We start from the raw sequence: 16951 nt of genomic DNA on the forward strand, positions 1-16951 counted from the left end.
TGCTTATTCCAAAAGAAAATCCCGTGAGCGCAACCGAACCGTTCGATTTACCTCTTTTTCTGAAAAATCTACCCAATCTGCCGGGCGTGTACCGTTTTTTTGACGAAGACAATAATGTTTTGTATGTCGGCAAAGCGGTCAATCTCAAGCGGCGCGTTTCCAGCTATTTCCAAAAAAACGACCATTCGCCGCGCATCGCATTGATGGTAAAACAGGTGCATCATATCGAAACCACCATCACGCGTTCCGAAGCCGAAGCACTGATTCTCGAAAACAACTTCATCAAAGCCTTATCGCCGAAATACAATATTCTTTTCCGCGATGACAAAAGCTATCCTTATTTGATGCTCAGTGGCCATCAATATCCGCAAATGGCGTATTACCGCGGCACGCTGAAAAAGCCAAATCAATATTTCGGCCCGTATCCCAACAGCAACGCCGTGCGCGACAGTATTCAAGTGTTGCAAAAAGTCTTTATGCTGCGTACCTGCGAAGACAGTGTATTCGAGCACCGCGACCGTCCTTGTCTGCTTTACCAAATCAAACGCTGCACCGCGCCTTGTGTAGGCCACATCAGCGAAGAAGATTATCGCGACAGCGTGCGTGAAGCAGCAACTTTCCTCAATGGCAAAACCGACGAACTGACGCGTACCTTGCAACACAAAATGCAAACCGCCGCCGCCAATCTGCAATTTGAGGAAGCAGCCCGTTACCGCGATCAAATCCAAGCACTCGGCATCATGCAGAGTAATCAGTTTATCGACAGCAAAAATCCGAACAATCCCAACGATATCGATTTGCTCGCGCTGGCGGTTTCAGACGACCTGGTCTGCGTACACTGGGTCAGCATCCGCGGCGGACGACACGTCGGCGACAAAAGCTTTTTCCCCGACACCAAAAACGATCCCGATCCAAACGGACAAGATTACGCCGAAGCCTTCGTCGCCCAACATTATTTGGGCAAAAGCAAACCCGACATCATTATTAGCAACTTTTCCGTTCCCGATGCGCTGAAAGAGGCTTTGGAAGGCGAACACGGCAAGCAGATGCAATTTGTCACCAAAACCATAGGCGAACGCAAAGTCTGGTTGAAAATGGCGGAACAAAACGCACAAATGGCGATTGCACAACGCCGCCTGCAACAAAGTAGCCAGCAACACCGTATTGATGAACTGGCAAAAATCCTCGGCATGGATTCAGACGGCCTCAACCGCCTTGAATGTTTCGATATCAGCCACACACAAGGCGAGGCCACTATTGCGTCCTGCGTTGTGTACGATGAGCAAAACATCCAGCCTTCGCAATACCGCCGCTACAACATCACCACCGCCAAACCCGGCGACGACTACGCCGCTATGCGCGAAGTCCTAACGCGCCGTTACGGCAAAATGCTGGAAGCCGAGGCCAACGGCGAAAGCGTCAAATGGCCGGATGTCGTGTTGATTGACGGTGGCAAAGGGCAAATCGGCGTAGCCGTATCGGTATGGGAAGAACTCGGGCTGCACATCCCCTTGGTCGGTATCGCCAAAGGCCCTGAGCGCAAAGCCGGTATGGAAGAACTTATACTGCCTTTTACCGGCGAAGTCTTCCGCCTGCCACCCAACAGCCCGGCCTTGCATTTATTGCAAACCGTACGCGATGAATCGCACCGCTTTGCGATTACAGGCCATCGCAAAAAACGCGACAAAGCACGCGTTACTTCCTCACTCAGCGAAATCCCCGGTATCGGCAGCAAACGCCGCCAAGCATTGCTTACCCGATTCGGCGGACTGCGCGGCGTGATTGCCGCCAGCCGCGAAGACTTGGAAAAAGTGGAAGGCATCAGTAAAGCATTGGCGGAAACCATTTACGAGCATCTGCACTGATTGGCTTGAACAGCAAAAAGGAACAATATGAAACCTGTCATCATCAAAAATATCGAGATCGGCAAAGACCTGCCTAAAATTGCCGTGCCGCTGGTGGCCGCCAACACGCAGGAATTGGAGCAGGCTTTACGCGTATTGAAAGAGACGGCTTTTGACATTATTGAATTTCGTGCAGATTTTTTTCAAGCTGCGCTTGATGCCGATTTTATTGCCGAGCAATTAAGCATTGTCCGACAGGCTTTTCCTGATAAGCCTTTACTGTTTACGTTTAGAAGGGTGCAAGAGGGAGGTAATACGCCTTGTTCGGAAGACTATTATTTTGAATTATTGGAAAAAGTCATCCGTTCTAAGCAGGCTGATATGATCGACATCGAGCTTTTTGCCGAGGAAGGCGGTGTAAAACAAACCATTGCTTTGGCGCATGAGTATCAAACTGCCGCCTTGCTTTGTAATCACGATTTCCAAGCCACGCCGTCTTTGGCAGACATTACAGGCCGTCTGAAAACAATGGCCGAGTGGGGCGCGGATATCTGTAAAATTGCCGTGATGCCGCAATCTCCGCAAGATGTATTAACTTTATTGCAGGCAACATATGATGTTTCACAAAGTATAAACTGCCCGATTATTACTATGTCTATGAATAAAATCGGTGCGATCAGTCGTCTGGCCGGCTCGGCTTTCGGCTCAGCCGTAACCTTTGGTGCAGCAGGAAAAACGTCAGCTCCCGGTCAAATTGATGCCAATGAATTGAGGAAAATCCTGGCTATTTTAGGATAATTCAATTATTAATATTTAAGTCCATTTGAAAGATATTTTTCAAATGGACTGATTTTTTATCATTTTTTTCTTTCAATTCTAAATAAAATAGGTAACAATAGGCTTCCTATTTTAATAACTAGAGGAGAAATAAAATGACTACTACTAAAGAAAACCTGGCAAATCCAGGTCCAGTAGGCCTGTGCGGCTTTGCATTGACAACTTGGTTGCTCAGTCTGATTAACGGCGGCTTTTTTACTGCTCAAGAGGGTATCGGCTTAGTTTTGGGCATGGCTCTCGCCTTTGGTGGTATCGCCCAAGTTATTGCCGGTATGTTTGAGTTCAAGAAAGGCAATACGTTTGGCTTTACCGCTTTTATCAGCTATGGTGCATTCTGGTGGACATGGGCTTTGTTTACCATCTTTTTCAAAGGTGAAACAGCCCCGGCATTTATCGGTTGGTATCTCTGCGCATGGGGTATGTTTTCGCTGATGATGTTTGTGGCTACCTTGACCAAGCCTAAAGTATTGAGCGGTATTTTCTTTTGCTTGACACTGACTTTCTTTGCACTGGGTATTGGCGATGGTATGCAAAACCACAGCATCGTCCATATCGGCGGTTGCTTAGGCTTGGTAACTGCACTTGGTGCGTTCTACTTGGCAGCGGCAGAGGTCATCAACGAATCTTTCGGCAAGACAGTTTTGCCGGTTGGCGAGCGTAAATAAGCTTAACCATACAAAATGCCGTCTGAACGGTGGAAATGAAATCAATGATTTCAGCCAGAATGTTCAGACGGCATTTTTATTTGTCTTCAAATAAATCGACATCAAATAAATCAGGCTCTTTGATGCGCTCCCGACAATCAAGCTTGATGTCTTCAATAACCCGGCAGCAGCACGGCAAAATTTCTCCGGGCGCGACAAAAGCGAGCGGAAAATTATCATAAGAGACTTTCCCATCCAAGATTTTAACCCGGCATGAACCGCAATAACCGCTGCGACATTGGTATTCAACCTCGTGGCCGGTGCGCTCCAAGCCCTCCAATAAGGTTTCGCCTTGTTGGAGTTGGAAGGTTTTGTCGTGTGTGCTGATGAGTGCCATGTGATTTGTTTGGATTGGAAAGGCCGTCTGAAACGGTGTAAAGACGAAATCAAAGATTTCTGCCACACCGTTCAGACGGCCTTGATCATAAAACCGAATGTTCGATTACAGCTCGAAATCGCCCAAGTCGTCGGCATTGACTTCCGAATCAATCTGACCAATCAGGTAAGAGGAAATTTCCACTTCCTGCGGCGCAACCTGTACATTGTCAGAAGACAGCCACGCGTTAATCCACGGAATCGGGTTTTGGGTGGCGCCTTCAAATCCGGCAGGAAGACCAACCGCCTGCATACGCAGATTAGTAATGTATTCAACGTATTGAGCCAGAATTTCCTTGTTCAGGCCAATCATCGAACCGTCTTTAAACAGATAGGCAGCCCATTCTTTTTCCTGCTCGGCTGCTTTTTTGAAGAGGTTGAAACACTCGTCCTGCAATTCATTCGCAATTTCAGCCATTTCAGGATCATCGGCACCGGCGCGCATCAGGTTGAGCATATGCTGGGTGCTGGTCAGGTGCAGGGCTTCATCGCGGGCAATCAGCTTGATGATTTTAGCGTTGCCTTCCATCAATTCGCGCTCGGCAAAGGCGAAAGAGCAGGCGAATGAAACGTAGAAGCGGATGGCTTCCAATACATTGACGCACATCAGGCAGAGATAGAGTTTTTTCTTCAACTCGCGCAAAGATACAGTAACGAGCTTGCCGCCGATATTGTGTGAACCTTCGCCCAACAGATTGTAATACTGAGTGTATTCAATCAAATCATCGTAATAGCAGGCAATGTCTTCAGCACGGGCGATAATGTATTTGTTTTGCACAATATCATCGAACACGACTGAAGGATCATTCACAATATTGCGGATGATATGAGTGTAGCTGCGCGAGTGGATGGTTTCGCTGAAGCTCCACGTTTCAATCCAAGTTTCCAGCTCGGGAATGGACACCAAAGGCAAGAAAGCAACATTCGGGCTGCGGCCTTGGATCGAATCGAGCAGGGTTTGGTATTTCAAATTGCTGATGAAAATATGTTTTTCGTGTTCGGGCAGATTGGCGTAGTCGATACGGTCGCGCGACACGTCGATTTCTTCCGGACGCCAGAAGAAAGACAATTGTTTTTCGATCAGTTTTTCAAATACTTCGTATTTCTGCTGGTCATAACGGGCAACATTAACCGGCTGACCAAAAAACATCGGCTCTTTCAGCGCGTCGTTTTTGGTTTTGGAGAAAGTGCTGTATGACATGACTAGGTGTTCGCAGGACATGGTGTCTTTCATTTCTTAAAAAAATAAATATTATAATTTTTATTCAATAATTTTCTAGAATAGAATTTCTAAAGAATTTATAATATTTATAGTTATTTTGGAGTGTTGAAATTACGTATCACCTTATATGTGACAGATTGATTTGTTGCATTTATTATTTCTAGTAATGCACCTTTATATCCTACTTGATGAGATTCACTTAAATCATATTCAACATCATTACTAAATGCCTGACGTGCCATATTATTTTGGAATTCTCTATATGAAAGTTTTATTCTATTTCCTACTTTTCCACTATATAAAAGAGTTTGTTGAAATCCATTTGCATTAGTAGAATTAATCTTTTTAATAGTTGTTGGGATATTTTTTGAGCAGCTTTTTAAATTTAAAGCAGTAATTAAACAAATTTCATTATTTTTTTTAATTTTCATGATCGATATAACAGGATCAGCTAACATTCCTACCATAACACGACTTCCATTAGTATTACTAATTAGATAATAGTCAGCATTTTCATCCTCACCTGTTTTTACATATTCACCAGGGGGAATCTTATATGCGCCTCCCGCAATTTTTTGTAAAGAATCAAAGGATAGAGCATCCATCTGTAAAGCATAACCTTGATTCAACATATTCTCACCAATACCTACGGTATTAGTTTCACCAATAGAAGGCCAACTTAAATTTTCTGCTTTTCCTGTATAGTTAAATTTAGGTGCGGCACAAGCAGTTAGGAAAAATAAACATAAAGCCAAATTTATTTTATTCATTTTATAAATCCTTATTGATAATATTATTTCATGCTACCAATTAAACTTTAAAATTTATTAATTATTTAAATATTAGTTACCATTGCTAATATTTTTTAATTTAACATTAATATGAAAAAATAGAATATTATTAAATCTTACAAGCCCCACCTGCACAGCCGTCATCTTGAATATCGGCTTGCGTATCGTCCGCGCCGTCGCGGGTGTTATGGTAGTACAGGGTTTTGACGCCGTATTTGTAGGCAGTCAGCAGGTCTTTCAGCATTTGTTTCATGGAAACTTTGCTGCCTTCGAATTTGTTCGGGTCGTAGGCGGTATTGGCGGAAATCGATTGATCGACGAATTTTTGCATTACGCCAACGAGTTTCAGGTAGCCTTCGTTGCCTGGAAGCTGCCACAGGGTTTCGTAGGCGTCTTTCAGGGTTTCAAATTCCGGTACGACTTGTTTCAAAATACCGTCTTTTGATGCTTTAACGCTGACCAGGCCGCGTGGAGGCTCGATGCCGTTGGTGGCATTGGCAATTTGTGAGCTGGTTTCAGACGGCATGAGTGCGGTCAGGGTAGAGTTGCGCAGACCGTATTTGACGATGTCGGCGCGCAGGCTTTCCCAGTCGTAGTGCAAAGGTTCGTTGCACACGGCGTCCAAGTCTTTTTTGTAGGTGTCGATAGGCAGTTTGCCTTGCGAATAAACGGTTTGGTTGAACAGCGGGCATGCGCCGTATTCTTTGGCAAGGTTTACCGATGCTTTGAGCAGGTAATACTGCATGGCTTCAAAGGTGCGGTGGGTCAGACCAAGCGCGGAATCGTCGCTGTAACGTACGCCGTTTTTCGCCAGATAGTAGGCGTAGTTGATGACGCCGATGCCGAGTGTGCGGCGGTTCATGGTCGCGGTGCGAGCGGCCGCAACCGGATAGTCTTGATAATCCAACAGGGCATCAAGTGCGCGTACGGTCAAATCGGCAAGCTCTTCCAGTTCGTCCAAGTCGTTCAATGCGCCCAAGTTGAAGGCAGACAAGGTACACAAGGCAATTTCGCCTTCTGCGTCGTTGATGTTATCCAGCGGTTTGGTCGGCAGGGCGATTTCCATGCACAAGTTGGACTGATGAACAGACGCAACGCGCGGATCAAACGGGCTGTGCGTGTTGCAGTGGTCAACGTTTTGGATGTAGATACGACCGGTACCGGCGCGTTCCTGCATCAGGGTGGAGAACAATTCTGTTGCCGGCAAAGTGCGTTTGCGGATGTTTGGGTCTTGCTCGTATTGAGTGTAGAGGCGCTCAAATTCGTCTTGGTCGGCGAAGAAGGCATCATACAAACCCGGAACTTCATTCGGTGAGAACAGGGTAATGTTGCCGCCTTTAATCAAACGGGTGTATAGCAGGCGGTTGATTTGTACGCCGTAGTCCAGTTGGCGGATACGGTTGTCTTCTACGCCGCGGTTGTTTTTCAATACCAACAGGCTTTCGGCTTCGATGTGCCACAATGGGTAGAACAAGGTTGCCGCACCGCCGCGTACGCCGCCTTGTGAGCAGGATTTAACGGCCGCTTGGAACATTTTGAAGAAGGGGATGCAGCCGGTGTGTTGCGCTTCACCGCCACGGATTTCGCTGCCCAAGCCGCGGATACGGCCGGCGTTGATGCCGATGCCTGCGCGTTGGGAAACGTATTTCACAATTGCGCTGGTGGTGGCGTTGATGGAGTCGAGGCTGTCGTCACATTCAATCAATACGCAGCTTGAGAATTGACGGGTAGGCGTACGCACTCCACTCATGATAGGCGTAGGCAGCGATACTTTGAATGTAGAAACGGCATCGTAAAAGCGTTTGACGTAATCCAAACGGGTCTCTTTCGGATATTTGCTGAAGAGACACATGGCCACCAAAATGTATAAAAACTGCGGTGTTTCATAAATTTGGCGGGTAACGCGGTTTTGAACCAGATATTTGCCTTCCAACTGTTTTACGGCAGCATAAGAGAAGGTCATATCGCGGCTGTGGTCGATATAGGCATTCAGCTCGTCGAATTCTTCGCGGCTGTAATCTGCGATGATATGGCGGTCGTATTTGCCTGCTTCGGTCAGTTTTTTAACGTGATCGTAGAGGTGGGGCGGTTCGAATTCGCCATAAGCGATTTTGCGCAGATGGAAAATGGCGAGGCGGGCGGCCAGATATTGATAATCGGGCGTATCTTGTGAGATCAGGTCGGCCGCGGCCTTGATGATGGTCTCATGGATATCGTCGGTACGGATACCGTTGTAAAACTGAATATGTGATTTAAGCTCGACTTGCGATACGGAGACGTTTTGTAAGCCTTCTGCCGCCCAAGTAACAACGCGGTGGATTTTGTCTAAATTGATATCTTCCAAGCGTCCGTCGCGTTTGGTTACTTTAATATTCGTTGCTGCATTCATTGTTCAGTCTTCCCATTAAAAAACACAAGATACGGTATGTGATTGCTTTGAACGGCACAATATAATGTATTTTTCTTTGTTTAACTAGACTTGACAATGCGCTTTTTTCGGGGGGCTGATTAAGGAGGGGGAGGGCTCAGACTAGGTTTCATGTGGCTTTGTGGCGATTCGGTATTATTTTGCATTTGCATCACATTTGGTTAAACATTGGCTAGAGGCTTATGAAATAAAGAAATTTATATTCAGCTTCTGTATGCATAGAGTATGTGTTAAATTTTGCAAAGCAAGAAGGATAATGTCGTAATTGCTGACACTCGCCTGTCATGCAACACATTAGGCGGTTTGTCGAGGCATCAGGTGAGGCATATAATGGAAGAACCATCCAACCTGAATTGGGAGCAAATCATGTTGACACTGAAAACTTTAGGTTCTGCACTGGCAGTGGTTGCCGTATTGAGCTTGGGTACTTATTCTGCTGAAGCGGCGGCCAAACCGCATGGCCATCACGTGAGCAAACACCAGCAGGCGAAGAAAAACAAATTGCATCCTGCTTGTAAGAGATACCTTGAGCGTCGTGCCGCTTGGTATCGCTACAAAGGCAACAAGGCCGAGTTGAGGGAAAACCGTAAAGCAGCAAAATCGTTCCGCGGTTTGCCTTATGCTGAGCAAAAAATTCAATGCCAAGCTGCTTATCAGGCATTTGATGATTTTGATCACGGCAAATTCCGCCGCCGTTAATCATCTGATTCAAACAAAGGCCGTCTGAATGTTTCAGACGGCCTTTGATATTTATTTCTCAACAATAATTTTGTTTTCGGCTTGAGGCTCGTATTGGGTGGATTCATCACCGTAATACAATACACCCAGCTTGATGGGGATGCGGCCTTGCGATTTGCGGTGGGCATTGGAATCGCGCAGGGAGTAGGCGCAACCGCAATATTCTTGTTGGTAGAAATGCTCTCGCTTGCTGATTTCAATCATGCGTGCGCTGCCGCCGCCTTTGCGCCAGTTGAAATCCCAATAAACCAAGTCATCATACGGCTCGGCGGCTCGATGGCCGCAGCCGTTGATCTGTTTCATGTCTTTCCAGCGTGAAATGCCCAGTGAACTGGTGAAAACATGGAAGCCGTTTTCATGGGCGTATTGCGCCGCTTTTTCAAAACGCATATCGAAACACATGGTGCAGCGGATACCGCGTTCGGGTTCGAATTCCATGCCTTTGGCTTTGGCGAACCATTCTTTGCGGTCGTTTTCGTAGTCGTCGTCTTTATCGACAAAAGGGATGCCGAATTTGTCCGCAAAGCGCATATTTTCTTCTTTGCGCAACATATATTCTTTGTGCGGATGGATATTTGGGTTGTAAAAATAAATGGTGTAGTCGATGCCGCTGGCAAGCATGGCTTCCATCACTTCACCGGAACATGGGGCGCAGCAGGAATGAAGCAGGACTTTTTTATGGCCGCCCGGCGGAACGAGGATGGGGCGGTCAATATCGGTAACGATGGGAGTGTTTAATTCGGTCATGGTTGGATTCTATTTATTGTCAAGTGTTTCAGACGGCCTTGGGTATCGGGGCCGTCTGAAATATAGGATGAAGCATATATTTTAACAGAGCTGCACTTTATGGAACAGTTTTCTCCTGCTTTTTCTTTTCGTTCAATGGCTTGAACTCTTGCGTATCCGGAGGCGGGGCTGCGAAGATAGTGTCTGGATTGGGGTGTGCCGCAAATTCTGCCAGCAGGTTGCGATAGTCCAGCGATTGCTTCATCAGTTCGGCGGCGGCGGTGCGCAGGTTGTCCACGTCTTCCGGCGGCAGATAGAAACTGGTCGGGATATTCAATACCTTGTCCCTCAGCTGGGACGGTGGAAGGTCTTTGCGATTCAGGCTGACGAAAGAGAAATAAATGTCTTCGTTCTGCTTGTCCTTGTTCCATTGGTCGACAAAAGCCCTGAAGCGGCGCAAAGACTCTTGCGAATTTTGGTCGATCGGGATATTTACGATGGCGGAAACGACATCGCGGAAACCGAGTTTGGCTAGAATATCCATTATAACTGTAATTCACCGACATAACATGGCAAACCGTTACTCAAATCTTCAACAAGGTTTTACCGATACTCGCGGTTTGGAGGAGTACATCCGCCGCAACCCGAAAAGTTTTCTGGAAATGCTGGACAGCAATCCCGAGTTCCGTTTGAATGTGCAACAAATCGCACGCAACTGGGATGACGCGACCATTGTCCGTGTTTCCCATTTGTTCGAGCCGAACGATTACCGCGAACCTTTGTCCGGCCGCAAAATGCTGGTTACACCGTTTGCCAAAATGATGTCAGGATATTTCAGTAGTGCAGTAGCAGAAATGCAATACAACCCGCATTTCCGTATGCAGCCGTTCTCCACCTATCAAAATGAAAACAAAGACGTACTGAAGCGTTTTGAAGAAGAATACGAGAAAGACAAGGCGAAAAAACAGAAAGCCGAAAAACGTATGTCGGAAGGCGTGACAAAAAATAATGCGGAAACCTTGAAACACGTCATTGAAGACACGCTGAAACACGCGAGCGCGGAGCACAAGTTGCAAAAGGTGTTGACCTTGTTGCTGTTGGCAAACGAGGAGTTCCGTGAAAATGTGCACGAATATTTCAGCAATAAGGAACAGAATGCGGATATTGATGCCGAACAAGATAAAATCATGCTTGCTATGAAGCTCGAAATAATTGCGTCAATGCCGTCTGAAGAGCGTCAACGGTTTGAACGCGATATTCAGACAGCTCGGGATAACTATGAACCATTTTTCGCTCTATACCCAAATTTGTCTGAAGAACAGAAGCAGTTGTTTTCCATCACCGGCGCGACACTGCAATCGGCTTATCAATCGCCAATAGGGAAACAATTTATTGATAGTCATTTGAAAGAAATTTTATCACCGGAAGATTACCGGAAAGTAAAACAAGCAATATCGAAAGACCCTAATGCCGACATTGGTGCGGTTATGTATGGTATTGTGGGGTTCGACAAAACCCAAGAATTACTGGAACGTTGTGCTCATGTCGGTCGAACACATAAAAACTATAAAACCAACGAGGCAAGCCTCACTTATGCCACACTAATGGCAATGAAACCGGAATCGGTACAACAGGGTTATGAGGCTCAACGCCGACTAAAAGGCTTGCCGATAAATTATGATGTCGTGCATCAACCTGAACAAACCTTGGTTAATCCGTCAGCATTGGAAACGCCACAAACAAGTCAGACCGGTACGGAAGAGCAAAATAAAGTCATGCCAAAGTCCCCTTCCATATAAAATTTTTGTCGGTTTGATTTTGAAAAAACGTGCACGGTGTAAAAAGACGGCTATAATAGAAACATCAAAAGTTGATAAAGAAATGGAGTTCTATCATGTTGAAAAAAGTCATTCTTGCTGTTTCGTTGGCATTAGCTGTTACGCCTGTTCTTGCCAAATCGCATCGCCCTGCGCCACTGTACAAAGAGTGGCATACAAAAAACAAACCGCAAAACACAGTGGTCTATAAAAAAGGGCAGTGGATGTATTGCACACAAGGAAAAGGTTGTGTGCCTGAAAAACGGTATGAACTCGGCGAATTGCCGGGTGGAATCAATCACCATGTCCATCCGTGGACAGATGCCGAATACCGAAAAATCGGCACTGATGAGAAGTGGAGAATTAAAATCGGCGAGAAGTGAAGAATTAGGTAACAGGTAAAACGAAATGCAATTGATAAAAGCCTCGCATAATGCGTGGCTTTATTTCTATTTATTCAAGAATTGTTCCAGTTTTTCATTTCCAATATTTGTCGCATGCAAAACATTTCCCCGACCACAACCAACGCAAACATCTTGCAAATCGGCAAGACCGAACAGCAATACGTCCAACTGCTCAAAGATTTATTGGACGCACCACTGGTACGCAATGAGCGCACCGGCACGGCTTGCCATACTATCATCAATCCTCAGTCATTCACCTATACAGCAGATGACTTTCCCGCCCTAACCATCCGTCGTTCTTACTGGAAGTCCGCAGTGGCAGAGATGTTAGGCTATATTCGCGGCTACACATCTGCCAAAGATTTCCGTGAATTGGGCACAAAAACATGGGATGCCAACGCTAATCAGAATCCCGCTTGGTTAGCCAATCCGCACCGAGCGGGAGTGGATGATATGGGCTTGGTGTATGGAGCGGTCGGGAACAGCTTTACCGGTTTATCCTTTACAGACATTATGCGTGCCATTCATGCGCGGCAAGACAATCGTGGATTGATTTGGTCATTTTGGAATCCTGATGTGTTTGACAAAGGATGTCTGAGACCTTGCATGTATTCCCATCAGTTTTCCATTGTGAATGGCACGCTGTACCTGACTTCCACACAAAGAAGCTGTGATGTACCGCTTGGTTTGACGTTTAACATGATTCAGTGTTGGTTTTTGCTGTACTTGGTCTGCACTTTAACCGGTTTGAAATTCGGTCATGCACGGCATAACATTGTCAACGCACATATTTATGAAAATCAGGTCGATGCAGTGCGCGAAATGATTGCCAATCCGTTATTGCCGCGCAGTATCAAATTTCAACATGTTGACCGAATGACCGGACGTGTAAGAATGGGTGTTGAAGATGTCGACAGTGCTTTACTTTTCCTAAACAGTTGTGATGTCAACGATTTTGAATTGCTTGGCTATGACACACTGGATATTCCCGTATTGAAAAACAAGATTCCGTTTAGTGTTTAAAAAACAAAAAGCAGACCTAAAACAGGTCTCCTTTCCAAATCAAATCAATCAGTGTTGCCCAATATCCTCAATTGCACGTTCGCGCAGTGTTTGGAAATTGTCTTCCACCAACAATCTGCCATTTTTCGTGAAAACAAAAAGCTGACCTGTTCTAGGTCAGTTTTTTTTTATTGGTGGGGGCAAACGGACTTGAACCGATGACCAACGGATTATGAGTCCGCTGCTCTTACCGACTGAGCTATACCCCCTAAAAATGGTGCGCCCGGCGAGATTCGAACTCACAAAATTCGGCTTCTAAGACCAACTTGTATACCAATTCCATCACAAGCGCATAATGGTCTGAGCGGTCAGACTTGAACTGACAAGGTTTTCACCAATAGATTTTGAGTCCACTACGTTTACTAATTTCGCCACACGCGGATATTGTTTGGCGATGTCGGCGAGAATCGAACTCGCGTGACCTCCCAGACAGGGAGGCATCCTAACCGCTGGATGACAGCACCGAATGGCGCAACCGGAAGGAATCGAACCCTCAACCTACGAGGTAGAAGCTCGTTGCTCTATCCAATTGAGCTACGATTGCACTTTTTAAAATGGACTCTATTGGAATCGAACCAATATTACCTAGAAAATCGTCGCCACTACTCAATTAAGCCCCTTCGCCAAAAGAAACCTTATGATGTCACGATAGTCCACGCCGAGTCACCAGACCAGCCCATGTTTTTCTTGGCGGAAGATGGAGGACTTGAACCTCCGCTGCGTTTTTCACACACTCTCGGTTTAGCAAACCGGGGCATTAACCGACTCTGCCAATCTTCCTATATTTTGGTTGCCAATGGTGGATTTGAACCACCGACCTTCGCCGTATTTTCATTTTAAAGGCGACGCTCTACCCACTGAGCTAACCGGCAATTGTTTTGGTCGCAACAGGTTGACTTGAACCACCAACCTCGCCCGTATGAAGGGGCCGTTGTTATTGAGCGTAATCGGTGCAAACACCATAGGCACGGAGCTTGACGCGGCAACGGCGCGGGCAAGTCGCAAGTCGCCCAAGTCGATACACATCGGGTCGAAATATTCTTGCGTAAAATTGAAACGCTCGCCTATGCCCATATCGGTGGCGGAAATGATGGCAAACGGGCCTTTGGCATTTTTTTCCAAATCGCGGAAAGTGGTTTTGCCGAAAAGGTAGTTTTCAAACTGCTCCTGCAACAGATCGCCGCGTCCGTATTCAGGCAAGGCCAGTCGGGGCAGGTTGGACATGGAAAAGGCTTGTTTGACGACTTGGCGTTGGAAGTTTTGGTGTAGGAAAGGCCGCCGCACGCGTACCGCCACTGGAGAACATCAACACAATAAGCGTATCGTCTTCGTCGTTGTGCTGAAGTCGGCTGGTTTCAAAGCGGTAGCCGCGTTGCAGGTCGACCGTATCAATACCGGCAACAGGCTGATATTTCACCAGCGAGCAGGCAGGATAATAGGGCTGCGGAGAGTAGGGAAAGGGCGGATTTAAAAGGGAATTTTGGCATAAACACAGGAAAGGCGGTTGTTCATTCAAAACGGATTATAAAGGTTTTCAGACGGCCTTTATAGAATGCAGACTTTCAGACGGCCTTTTTGCGTCGATTTTCCGTTATAATCGACACAATCTTTATCTTTCCAAACCCTTATGGCGCAACCCAACCGCATCAACCACGAACCTATCTTTCTGCTTGCTTCCGCCCCGTGGCGCGATAGCAGCTTGTGGGTGGAGGCTTTCAGCCGCCGTTATGGGCGGGTGGCTTTGTTGGCCAGAAGCGCGCGCAAACGGCAGAGCGAATTGCGCGGCGTGTTGGTGCCGTTTGTGCCGGTGAGTGCGTCTTGGTATGGTTCTCAAGAGTTGAAGACCCTGCATCGCGCCGAATGGATAGGCGGGTGGCCGCAGCCGCAAGGCAGGGCTTTGTTCAGTGGATTGTATGTGAACGAGTTGATGCTGAAGTTGACCGTCCGCGAAGATCCGTTGCCCGAGCTTTACGATGTTTTGGCGGAAACCATGAAAACCATTTGTTGCGAGGCCAACCACATTGCTGCTTTGCGCCGTTTTGAATGGTCACTGTTGACACGCTTGGGTTTTGCCCCCGATTTGTTTCATGACGGCAACGGCAATGAAATCAATGGTGAAGAAACTTATTGGCTTACGCCTGAAGAGGCTGTGGTGCCCTTGGCCGAGGCCGACCGTTTCCATGCGCTCAATAAGGGCGTTGCCGTATTGGGCGCGACGTTAATCGATTTGAGGGAAGGCAGTTTCGTTCATCAGGAAAGCCTCGGTCAGGCTTTGAAAGTGACACGGCTTTTGATTGACAACCTTTTGCCTGAAGGCATCAAATCTCGGCAGGTTTTGCAGCAGTTGCAACAGTTTGGTTTGGGCAGTTGAATTTTTTCAGACGGCCTTTGATAGGTAATGACTCAGGCCGTCTGAAACCTTAAAGAAAGGACATTATTATGTTGTTAGGCGTAAACATCGACCATATTGCCACCGTCCGCAATGCGCGTGGTACGATTTATCCCAGCCCTGTCGAAGCGGCGCTGATTGCGGAAACCCACGGCGCAGATTTGATTACCATGCACTTGCGTGAAGACCGCCGCCATATTAAAGATGCGGACGTGTTCGCCGTTAAAAACGCCATCCGCACGCGCCTGAATTTGGAAATGGCGCTGACGGAAGAAATGCTGGAAAACGCGCTCAACGTCATGCCTGAAGATGTGTGCCTCGTGCCGGAAAAACGTCAAGAAGTGACCACTGAAGGCGGTTTGGACGTATTGGCGCAACAGGATAAAGTGGCAGAGTTCACCAAAATCCTGACCGACGCAGGCATCCGCGTGTCCTTGTTTATCGATGCCGACAACGCGCAAATTCAAGCCGCTTATGATGTCGGCGCACCCGTTATCGAGTTGCACACCGGCGCATATGCCGATGCGCACAGCCACGCCGAGCAAATGAAACAATTCGAGCGTATTCAAAACGGCGCGCATTATGCCAGCGATTTGGGTTTGGTCGTCAATGCCGGACACGGCCTGACCATTCACAACGTTACGCCGATCGCTCAAATCCTCGCCATCCGCGAACTGAACATCGGGCATTCGCTGATTGCCCAAGCCCTCTTCCTCGGACTGCCCGAAGCCGTGCGCCAAATGAAGGAGGCGATGTTCAGAGCAAGGCTGCTGCCGTAAGGGCAGGCAAACCGTTTCAGACGGCATTTCACGACAGGAGTATATTATGAATCAAAAGTATATTTTATCTGCAAACAATAATAGTTTGATAGAAGAAATTCACAATACAGTACAGAGTATTGGGTATTGTATTGTTCGAGGTCTTAATCTAAACCATCTTGATGGCAGCCGGAGAAACAAGAAATTATTTGACTTTCTATCTCAATTAGGAATGCTGACAAACCACAAAGACGATGGTTTTAAATCTATATTTTGGGATATTAAATATCGCGGCGATGACTATGTAATAAATAATGATATAACTTTCTCGGAAGATGTTGGAGAATGTCCACTTCATAGTGATTCATCTTTTAGTGAAAACCCGGAAAGTTATTTGGTTATGTATGTAGTAAAATCAGCCAATGATGGAGGTAATTCCCTATTTTTAAGTTCATCAGATATTGTCAATCAGTTATCTAAAACAGAAACCGGTAAAAAACACTTAAAAACATTAACGGGCAATTTATATCCATTTAAAACACCAACATCATTTGATAAAAAACAAGGTGTGATATGGGGTAATATCTTATCGCTCAATACACAAATGATTAGATTTAGAAGTGATTGTATCTATAAAGGTATTGAAGAAAATAGAAATAAAGTATCAAAGGAAATGGTACTTGCACTTGATTATCTTGTAAATGTTATAAAAAATGCGAGTGATATTCAAGAATTTTCTGCACAAGATGATGATTTGATTATTATTGACAATGTCAATGGTTTGCATGCCAGAACTGATTATACGGATAAAAACAGGCATTATATTAGAGCAAGAATTACTGTATAAAGGACGGTT

15 protein-coding genes, 7 tRNA genes and 2 pseudogenes are annotated in these 16951 nt (G+C 46.2%); 10 read left to right on the top strand and 14 right to left on the bottom strand.

Features of this window, described 5'->3' with window-relative positions; translation table 11 throughout:
* Positions 1-23: 23 nt before the first annotated feature.
* From uvrC to FAH67_RS03805, 3 genes are all read left to right on the top strand, one after another.
* The gene (uvrC, locus tag FAH67_RS03795) at positions 24-1865 is read left to right on the top strand and encodes an excinuclease ABC subunit UvrC (RefSeq protein WP_004464386.1); all 1842 of its coding nucleotides are present in this window, start codon (positions 24-26) and stop codon (positions 1863-1865) included.
* A 27-nt stretch (positions 1866-1892) separates the two neighbouring features.
* Entirely contained in the window at positions 1893-2642 is a 750-nt protein-coding gene (aroD, locus tag FAH67_RS03800) for a type I 3-dehydroquinate dehydratase (protein WP_004464384.1), read from the top strand.
* Positions 2643-2776: 134 nt separating this feature from the next.
* A complete protein-coding gene (locus tag FAH67_RS03805) occupies positions 2777-3346 on the top strand; it encodes an acetate uptake transporter (RefSeq protein WP_004464382.1) in 570 nt (189 codons plus the stop codon).
* A gap of 76 nt (positions 3347-3422) precedes the next feature.
* On the opposite strand, the gene yfaE is transcribed toward FAH67_RS03805, so the two are convergent.
* The 4 genes from yfaE to nrdA form a co-directional block, all read right to left on the bottom strand.
* On the bottom strand, positions 3423-3722 hold the full coding sequence (gene yfaE, locus FAH67_RS03810; RefSeq protein ID WP_039863699.1) for a class I ribonucleotide reductase maintenance protein YfaE: 300 nt from the start codon (positions 3720-3722) through the stop codon (positions 3423-3425).
* 105 nt (positions 3723-3827) lie between these two features.
* Positions 3828-4961 carry a class Ia ribonucleoside-diphosphate reductase subunit beta gene (gene nrdB / locus FAH67_RS03815; RefSeq protein ID WP_039863698.1) on the bottom strand — a complete coding sequence of 378 codons (1134 nt, stop codon included), beginning with the start codon at positions 4959-4961 and terminating at the stop codon, positions 3828-3830.
* A 113-nt stretch (positions 4962-5074) separates the two neighbouring features.
* The gene (locus FAH67_RS03820) at positions 5075-5752 is read right to left on the bottom strand and encodes a hypothetical protein (RefSeq protein ID WP_004464377.1); all 678 of its coding nucleotides are present in this window, start codon (positions 5750-5752) and stop codon (positions 5075-5077) included.
* 130 nt (positions 5753-5882) lie between these two features.
* A complete protein-coding gene (gene nrdA, locus FAH67_RS03825; RefSeq protein WP_004464375.1) occupies positions 5883-8162 on the bottom strand; it encodes a class 1a ribonucleoside-diphosphate reductase subunit alpha in 2280 nt (759 codons plus the stop codon).
* Positions 8163-8567: 405 nt separating this feature from the next.
* On the opposite strand from nrdA, the gene FAH67_RS03830 reads away from it, so the two are divergent.
* Positions 8568-8900 (top strand): hypothetical protein, encoded by a 333-nt coding sequence (locus FAH67_RS03830; RefSeq protein WP_039863731.1) that lies wholly within the window; start codon positions 8568-8570, stop codon positions 8898-8900.
* A 51-nt stretch (positions 8901-8951) separates the two neighbouring features.
* Here FAH67_RS03830 and FAH67_RS03835 read toward each other — a convergent pair whose 3' ends face one another.
* Positions 8952-9686 carry an epoxyqueuosine reductase QueH gene (locus FAH67_RS03835; RefSeq protein ID WP_004464372.1) on the bottom strand — a complete coding sequence of 245 codons (735 nt, stop codon included), beginning with the start codon at positions 9684-9686 and terminating at the stop codon, positions 8952-8954.
* A 97-nt stretch (positions 9687-9783) separates the two neighbouring features.
* Positions 9784-10188, bottom strand: a pseudogene (locus FAH67_RS03840) (patatin-like phospholipase family protein); the annotation flags it as partial.
* Between the two features lie 46 nt (positions 10189-10234).
* On the opposite strand from FAH67_RS03840, the gene FAH67_RS03845 reads away from it, so the two are divergent.
* The 3 genes from FAH67_RS03845 (at position 10235) to FAH67_RS03855 (ending at position 12909) form a co-directional block, all read left to right on the top strand.
* Positions 10235-11464 (top strand): hypothetical protein, encoded by a 1230-nt coding sequence (locus tag FAH67_RS03845; RefSeq protein ID WP_004464368.1) that lies wholly within the window; start codon positions 10235-10237, stop codon positions 11462-11464.
* Between the two features lie 95 nt (positions 11465-11559).
* Positions 11560-11865: a hypothetical protein gene (locus tag FAH67_RS03850; RefSeq protein WP_004464366.1), complete on the top strand. Its 306-nt coding sequence runs from the start codon at positions 11560-11562 to the stop codon at positions 11863-11865.
* 114 nt (positions 11866-11979) lie between these two features.
* Entirely contained in the window at positions 11980-12909 is a 930-nt protein-coding gene (locus FAH67_RS03855; protein WP_004464364.1) for a thymidylate synthase, read from the top strand.
* Positions 12910-13080: 171 nt separating this feature from the next.
* On the opposite strand, the gene FAH67_RS03860 is transcribed toward FAH67_RS03855, so the two are convergent.
* The 8 genes and pseudogenes from FAH67_RS03860 to FAH67_RS03895 form a co-directional block, all read right to left on the bottom strand.
* Positions 13081-13157: transfer RNA gene (locus FAH67_RS03860), tRNA-Ile, on the bottom strand.
* Between the two features lie 6 nt (positions 13158-13163).
* Positions 13164-13240, bottom strand: a tRNA-Leu gene (locus tag FAH67_RS03865).
* A 4-nt stretch (positions 13241-13244) separates the two neighbouring features.
* Positions 13245-13329: transfer RNA gene (locus FAH67_RS03870), tRNA-Leu, on the bottom strand.
* An 8-nt stretch (positions 13330-13337) separates the two neighbouring features.
* Positions 13338-13412, bottom strand: a tRNA-Asp gene (locus FAH67_RS03875).
* Between the two features lie 3 nt (positions 13413-13415).
* A tRNA-Arg gene (locus tag FAH67_RS03880) sits at positions 13416-13492 on the bottom strand.
* A gap of 144 nt (positions 13493-13636) precedes the next feature.
* Positions 13637-13728 (bottom strand) — tRNA-Ser (locus FAH67_RS03885).
* Positions 13729-13735: 7 nt separating this feature from the next.
* A tRNA-OTHER gene (locus FAH67_RS03890) sits at positions 13736-13820 on the bottom strand.
* 55 nt (positions 13821-13875) lie between these two features.
* A pseudogene (locus FAH67_RS03895) lies at positions 13876-14435 on the bottom strand (patatin-like phospholipase domain-containing protein); the annotation flags it as partial.
* 140 nt (positions 14436-14575) lie between these two features.
* Here FAH67_RS03895 and recO point away from each other — a divergent pair.
* The 3 genes from recO (at position 14576) to FAH67_RS03910 (ending at position 16942) form a co-directional block, all read left to right on the top strand.
* On the top strand, positions 14576-15319 hold the full coding sequence (gene recO, locus FAH67_RS03900) for a DNA repair protein RecO (RefSeq protein ID WP_004464359.1): 744 nt from the start codon (positions 14576-14578) through the stop codon (positions 15317-15319).
* 68 nt (positions 15320-15387) lie between these two features.
* Positions 15388-16116, top strand: a complete 729-nt coding sequence (gene pdxJ / locus FAH67_RS03905) for a pyridoxine 5'-phosphate synthase (protein WP_004464357.1) — start codon at positions 15388-15390, stop codon at positions 16114-16116.
* 46 nt (positions 16117-16162) lie between these two features.
* The gene (locus tag FAH67_RS03910; protein WP_004464355.1) at positions 16163-16942 is read left to right on the top strand and encodes a TauD/TfdA family dioxygenase; all 780 of its coding nucleotides are present in this window, start codon (positions 16163-16165) and stop codon (positions 16940-16942) included.
* The last annotated feature ends 9 nt before the right edge of the window (positions 16943-16951 follow it).

The sequence above is a fragment of the Neisseria flavescens genome (genome assembly GCF_005221285.1).
Lineage (GTDB): Bacteria > Pseudomonadota > Gammaproteobacteria > Burkholderiales > Neisseriaceae > Neisseria > Neisseria flavescens.